Here is a 5,855-nt window from a genome sequence, read left to right as displayed (position 1 = left end):
ACGCGCGCGCCGCAGACGTGCTCGACGCCATCGGTCTCGCGCATGCCGCCGAACGCGAAGCGGCGACGCTGAGCTACGCCGAACAACGCGCGCTCGACCTCGGCCTCGCGCTCGCGGGCGGCGCGCAGACGCTGCTGCTCGACGAACCCACGGCGGGCATGAACCGCGCCGAAGCCGCGCGCGCGATGGCGCTGATCCGCGCGACCACGGCGGGCAAGACGCTGCTGCTGGTCGAGCACGACATGGACGCCGTGTTCGGTCTCGCCGACCGCGTCTCGGTGCTGGTGCAAGGCCGCGTGATCGCCACCGGCACGCCACAGGCGATTCGCGCCGATGCAGCGGTGCGCGAGGCCTATCTGGGCGCCGACTTCGGCGCGGCATCGTCATGAGCACGGCGAGACCTTTGCTGCTCGATGTCGCGGGCCTGCGCGCGTGGTATGGCGCGAGCCAGGTGCTGCATGGCGTCGATCTGCGCATCCACGCAGGCGAAGTTGTCGCGCTGGCGGGCCGCAACGGTTCGGGGCGCTCGACCTTCGCGAAGGCGCTGATGTCGATGGTCGCCGCCGACGGCCTGCGCCATTTCTCCGGCGTCGATCTCGCACCGCTGCGGACCTTCGAGATCGCGCGCCTCGGCCTGGGCTACGTGGCGGAGCAGCGCGACGTTTTCCCCACGCTCAGCGTCGACGAGAACCTGCGGCTCGGCGTCGTGAAGCGCGGCCGCCGCACGCCGCGCTTTGCGCTCGACGAGGCGCGCGCGCTGTTTCCGATCCTGCACGAGCGGCGCGCGGCGCGCGCGGGCGTGCTCTCGGGCGGCGAGCAGCAGATGCTCGTGCTGGCCCGCGCGCTGATGGGCGATCCCGATCTGTTGATCGTCGATGAACCGGCCGAAGGTTTGTCCGCGCAGATGACCGCGCGCGTCGGCGATGCGCTGCGCGCGTTGCGCGAGCGCGGCGTCGCGGTGCTGCTGATCGAGCAGCGGCTCGCGCTCGCGCCGACGCTCGCGGATCGCGTCGCGGTGATGGGGCATGGCCGCATCGTGTTCGAGGGCGCGCCGATGGAACTCGCGCAGCGCGAGGACATCGTGCGCGAATGGCTCGGCGTGGGTTGAGATCGTTGCGTGCTCAACGAGGCTGAGCGACGCGTGCGAGTGCCGTCATCGGTCCGATGTGCGCGAGCGCGGCGCACTGCTGCGCGTCGCGCACGAATAGCGAACCCGCGAAACCGAGCGCGTTGATCGACATGCCGTCCACGCATTCCTGCGTGCGCGGCACCACCAGCATCCAGCGCCGCGTGACGAGCAGGTTGTACGGCGCACGCTGATGCGCCAGTCCCGCCACGTCGATCGCGCCGATTCCCACCGCATCGAGCAGCGCGCGATAGGTGCGCCACGCATGTCGCGCGGCCTCGTCGGCGCCGCCTTGCAGCAGATCGAGCGCGGCGAGTGCATGCGCGAACGGCAAGCCCGGCACGCGCGCGATGCCGTTTGCGACTAGCGCGGATTGCCATAAGACTTCCATCGGCACCGCGGTTTCGGTCGCATCATCGAGCGGCAACGGCACCGCCTGCAGATGTTTGTGCGGCTGACTCGCGCCCGCCGCCGCGCCGCCGTTGTAGAACCCGAGCGCGTCGAACCCGCGCAAGGCGACGAGCAGCGCCGCGAAATCGTCGTGATCGAGCAGCGCTTCCTGCGGCACGAAACGCCGCGTGACGATCAGCAGATGATCGTCGATCACGTTGTATTTGTTGAGCAGCGCGAGATGCGTCGGCGAGAGCGTGCCGACGCACAGATCGTCGTCGCAAGGCAGAAACGGGTTGCGGCGCGGTGCGGCGCTTTCCGCGACCTCGGTGCGCCGCGCCTGCTCCTTGCGCGCGAGGCTCGACACCTGGCGCACGGCGAAACGCACGCCGCCGTCGTCGAGATGCGTGAGGACCGTGTCGATGGGTTGCAGCGCGCCGCATTGCAGCGCATGGCGCGTTTGCGCGGCGAGCGCGGCGCGCAGCGTGGCGGACGTGAGCGGTGTCGATGTCATCGGCGCATGAGTGGGAAACGAGCGGCAGATTTGGAGCTCACGCCTTGTAGCCGATCGCGCGCAGCAGATCCTTGCGCCAGCGCACGTCGTCGTCGGTCTCGACGCCGAGCGGCGGCGCGCCATCCACCACGCCGACGATGCCGCGTCCGCGATCGGTCTCCGCGATCAGCACGTCGGTCGGATTGGCCGTCGCGCAGAAGATGCGGCACACCTCGGGCACGGCTTTGACCGCGTTGAGCACGTTGACGGGAAAGAAGCCGTCGCCGAGAAACACGATGAAGCTGTGGCCCGCCGCGATGCGCAGGGCGTTATCGGTCGCCATGTCGACGAGCGCTTCGTGCGTGCCCGAGCGGCGCACGAGGCGCTTGCCCGACGCCTCGCAGAAGGCCAGCCCGAACGCGATGCCCGGCGCCGCGCCGTACAGCGCTTCGTGCAGGTCCTCGACCGTTTTGATGAAGTGCGATTGCCCGAGGATGAAGTTGGTCGCTTCGGGCTTGACGATTTCAACCGTGGAAAGCTGCATGGCGGACCTCGCGCGAACGTCTCGAAGGCAGAGGCTTCCAGCATGGTTCGAAGTCGCGGCCAATGCAAGCGGCGCGGATCGCCGACGAAAAAACGGCCGGCGCCTTCGCAGGCAGCCGGCCGTTTTCAGTGCGACGCGCGCAGTGCGACCGCAGTGCGACTTATGCAGCGGCCTTTGCGCGTTTCTTCTTCCCTTCGACGTCGGGCAGGAACACCGTGAGGATGCCGATCAGCGGCAGGAACGAGCAGACCTTGTAGACGAAGGTGATGCTGGTGGCATCCGCGAGCTGGCCGAGCACGGCCGCGCCGATGCCGCCGAGACCGAACGCGAAGCCGAAGAACAGGCCCGCGACCATGCCTACCTTGCCCGGAATCAGTTCCTGCGCGTAGACGAGGATCGCCGAGAACGCCGAGGCCAGCACGATGCCGATGATCACCGTGAGCACGCTGGTCCAGAACAGGTTCGCGTAGGGCAGCAGCAGCGTGAACGGCGCGACGCCCAGGATCGAACCCCAGATCACGTACTTGCGGCCGATGCGGTCGCCGACCGGGCCGCCGATGATCGTGCCCGCGGCCACGGCGGCGAGGAACACGAACAGGTGCACCTGCGCGGCCTGCACGGGCAGATGGAAGCGGTCGATCAGATAGAACGTGAAGTAGCTGTTGATGCTCGCGAGGTAGAAGTACTTCGAGAACACCAGCAGCACGAGGATGCTGATGGCCATCGCCACGCGTCCACGCGAGAGGGCGACGGCGGGCGCTTCGGCGCGCTTCTTCTTGAGATTCGGATGCGCCTTGTACCAGCGGCCGATCTGCGTGAGCACGAACATCGCCACCAGCGCGGCCACCGAGAACCACGCGATGCTGCGCTGACCATGCGGAATGATGATCGCGGCGGCCAGCAGCGGTCCGAGCGACGAACCTGCGTTGCCGCCCACCTGGAACAGCGACTGCGCGAGGCCGTGGCGGCCGCCCGAGGCCATGCGCGCGACCCGCGACGACTCCGGATGGAACACCGACGAGCCGCAGCCGACCAGCGCGGCGGCGACCAGCAGCACGCCGAAGCTCGGCGCAACCGACATCAGCAGCAGGCCGCAGAGCGTGAAGCCCATGCCGACGGGCAACGAATACGGCATCGGACGCTTGTCCGTATAGACGCCGACGAGCGGCTGCAGCATCGACGCCGTGATCTGATAAGTGAGCGTGATCAGGCCGATCTGCGTGAACGACAGCGCGAAGTTGTCCTTGAGCATCGGGTAGATGGCCAGGATCAGCGACTGGATCATGTCGTTGAGCAGGTGCGAAAAGCTGATCGCACCGAGCACGCTGTAGACCGTGCGCTGCACGGCGGGTGCGGGTGTGGCGGAGGACGCTGCGGGCGCAGCGGCGGCGCCGGACAGGGCGCGCTTGTCGAGGCTGGTTTCCATGTGTCTTGAGCTGGAGAGCATCACGCGGGCACCGCTTTGAAAGCCCAAGGCAATCAATGCGGCGATGGCATGAAAGATTCGTATATAGGAGTTATGAAGCGCAGTGTAATGTGTCTTGGAAGAATCGTACGGACAAGTTTTGTCGCGAATCGGACACAAACAGCGGGGGGCTTGCCGCGACGCCTTGCCGCAGGCGTCGCGCGGAAACGGGAAATTTGTCGCAGCAATTTTGGCGGTGGATTTTGGCCGGTTATAACCCGCGAAGATGCGCGAACATTTCCGCGACATTACGGGGCCGGTACGCGGACGATGACGCCAGTGCGACACACTCAAGATCGCGCGGCGCCGTGCCGTAGACCGGAGTTGAGGCGTTGCGCCATGCCTGAGCCGCCACGAGCGGCCAGCGAGAGGCGTCGGCGGCTTTCGGCGGTCATCGAGGAGCCGAAAATCCGCCGTCGCGGTGCGCGTCGTACAACAAGCTGGAGACCGATAACGATGCGAGCAATGACTGAAGCGAGCCGCCATACGGGGTTCGTGGCGGACGAATTGGGGGCGCCAGGCGGGAACGGCGCGGCGGGGCGTGGCCGGAGCAAGGGCCAGGGCAAAAGTAAACAGCGCGCGGCGGTGGACACCGCTTCGCAGCTCTCGGTGAAAGCGACGCTGCGTCTCGCGTTCGCGGTGGTGCTGGTGGGGACGCTCGCGATCGGCGCGTTCTCGCTCACGCAGATCAGCCGCCTCAACGATTCGACGGAATCGATCTACGAACAGGGTCACCTCGCGAGCCGCGCCGCCGAGGAAGCGCGCGGTCACGTGCTGCGTGCAAGCCGCGCGCAGAAGATGCTGCTCACGGCGACCACGGCGAAGGAACGCGACGAACTCGGCGAGGGCATCGAAAAGGATCTGTCCGCGATCGTTGACGAAATGAAGGTGCTCGACGAACTGTCCGCGCACGCCGGCAGCGGCCACGCGCGCGCCGACGCGCTCGCCTCGCAGAAACAGTTCTCCGATTCCATGCAAACGTGGAGCGGCCATCTGCGCGACTTCGTGACGCTCGTGAAGGCGCAGCCGCTCGATCTGTCGCAGATGAGCTGGCAGGTCGGCACCCAGGACGTCTCGCTGCTGGTCGAAACCGAAAAGCTCGAAAAGCTCGTCGATCAACTCGTCGAGCAACGCGGCGCGGCGGCCAAGGCGACCATCGCGGCGTCGGCGTTCATCTTCAAGTCGTCGTTCGTGATGATGGCGGCGGCCACGGTCGCGCTGTTCGTCGTGGCGTTCTTCGTCAGCGAATGGGTCGTGCGCCGCTTGTCGCGCGCGCTCGGCGGCGAGCCCGCGCATGCGAAAGCCATCGCCGCGCGCATCGCCTCGGGCGATCTCGCGCAGCCGGTCGTCGTGCGCGAGCGCGACGCGCACAGCATGCTCGGCGCGCTGCGCGACATGCAGCAAGGTCTCTCGACGACGGTCGCGGAAATCGCCGCGAGCGCGGAAGCCATCGCCGCCGCTTCCGGCCAGATCTCGACCGGCAATCTCGATCTTTCGCAGCGCACCGAGGAGCAGGCCGTCGCGCTCGAACGCACGGCCAGCAGCATGGAGCAACTGACCTCGACCGTGCGCCTGAACGCGGAGAACGCGCAGCAGGCCAGCACGCTCGCGGGCAACGCCTCGCAGATCGCGGAGAAGGGCGGCGCCGTGGTGGGCCGCGTGGTCGCGACGATGGGCGAGATCAACGAGAGCGCCAAGAGCATCGCGGACATCATCGGCGTGATCGAGGGCATCGCGTTTCAGACCAATATTCTCGCGCTGAACGCGGCCGTGGAAGCGGCGCGCGCGGGCGAGGAAGGGCGCGGTTTCTCGGTGGTCGCGGGCGAGGTGCGCAATC

At 67.5% G+C, this 5,855-nt stretch carries 5 protein-coding genes and 1 pseudogene; 3 read left to right on the top strand and 3 right to left on the bottom strand.

What is annotated here, in order from left to right:
* Window positions 1-389: pseudogene (locus tag G3N97_RS35790) on the top strand (ABC transporter ATP-binding protein); the annotation flags it as partial.
* Window positions 386-1,108: an ABC transporter ATP-binding protein gene (locus tag G3N97_RS35785; protein WP_205997544.1), complete on the top strand. Its 723-nt coding sequence runs from the start codon at window positions 386-388 to the stop codon at window positions 1,106-1,108. The pseudogene G3N97_RS35790 and the gene G3N97_RS35785, both read left to right, overlap by 4 nt.
* Before the next feature lie 13 nt (window positions 1,109-1,121).
* Here the strand turns inward: G3N97_RS35785 and G3N97_RS35780 are convergent, their stop codons facing one another.
* From G3N97_RS35780 to G3N97_RS35770, 3 genes are all read right to left on the bottom strand, one after another.
* On the bottom strand, window positions 1,122-2,030 hold the full coding sequence (locus G3N97_RS35780) for a DUF4922 domain-containing protein (protein WP_205997543.1): 909 nt from the start codon (window positions 2,028-2,030) through the stop codon (window positions 1,122-1,124).
* A gap of 37 nt (window positions 2,031-2,067) precedes the next feature.
* On the bottom strand, window positions 2,068-2,553 hold the full coding sequence (locus G3N97_RS35775; protein WP_065065883.1) for an adenosine-specific kinase: 486 nt from the start codon (window positions 2,551-2,553) through the stop codon (window positions 2,068-2,070).
* 160 nt (window positions 2,554-2,713) lie between these two features.
* Window positions 2,714-3,979, bottom strand: a complete 1,266-nt coding sequence (locus G3N97_RS35770) for an MFS transporter (RefSeq protein WP_205997542.1) — start codon at window positions 3,977-3,979, stop codon at window positions 2,714-2,716.
* Between the two features lie 495 nt (window positions 3,980-4,474).
* Here G3N97_RS35770 and G3N97_RS35765 point away from each other — a divergent pair.
* Window positions 4,475-5,855: methyl-accepting chemotaxis protein (locus tag G3N97_RS35765; RefSeq protein WP_205997541.1), on the top strand; the 1,381-nt coding region annotated here is incomplete at its 3' end.

The organism is Paraburkholderia sp. Ac-20347 (genome assembly GCF_017104805.1).
Lineage (GTDB): Bacteria > Pseudomonadota > Gammaproteobacteria > Burkholderiales > Burkholderiaceae > Paraburkholderia > Paraburkholderia tropica.
The sequence above is the reverse complement of the archived record's forward strand: the minus strand, read 5'-3'. Positions and strand labels throughout refer to the sequence as shown.

Bases quoted from the DNA above. Each gene is read 5' to 3' on its own strand.
- G3N97_RS35785 (WP_205997544.1), top strand. From the start codon at position 386: ATGAGCACGGCGAGACCTTTGCTGCTCGATGTCGCGGGCCTGCGCGCG.
- G3N97_RS35780 (WP_205997543.1), bottom strand. From the start codon at position 2,030: ATGACATCGACACCGCTCACGTCCGCCACGCTGCGCGCCGCGCTCGCC.
- G3N97_RS35775 (WP_065065883.1), bottom strand. From the start codon at position 2,553: ATGCAGCTTTCCACGGTTGAAATCGTCAAGCCCGAAGCGACCAACTTC.
- G3N97_RS35770 (WP_205997542.1), bottom strand. From the start codon at position 3,979: ATGGAAACCAGCCTCGACAAGCGCGCCCTGTCCGGCGCCGCCGCTGCG.